Here is a 263-nt window from a genome sequence, read left to right as displayed (position 1 = left end):
GCGGTGATCGTGGCGGTGCCGACGAGCATGCCGCGCTTGACGGCGTCGGTGCTGAAGGTCTTGTTCAGCAGGCCAGCAGCGTCCTCGGAGATGTGGACGGTGGTGCCGGTCAGGACCGCGTTGTCACCCTCGAGCTGCAGCGGCTTGAGCGAACCACCCCAGAGCTCGAACAGGTAGGCGTTCGACGCGGCGACCTCGCCGTTGACGAGGACGTCACCGTAGAGCTTGGACGAGCCCGGGTTCACGACGAAGTTCTCGAGCGT

1 pseudogene is annotated in these 263 nt (G+C 65.8%); it reads right to left on the bottom strand.

What is annotated here, in order from left to right:
• A pseudogene (locus tag PIJ49_RS16945) lies at window positions 1-263 on the bottom strand (hypothetical protein); the annotation flags it as partial.

Origin of the sequence: Curtobacterium uvaldense, from assembly GCF_028307415.1 — a bacterium.
Lineage (GTDB): Bacteria > Actinomycetota > Actinomycetes > Actinomycetales > Microbacteriaceae > Curtobacterium.
The sequence above is the reverse complement of the archived record's forward strand: the minus strand, read 5'-3'. Positions and strand labels throughout refer to the sequence as shown.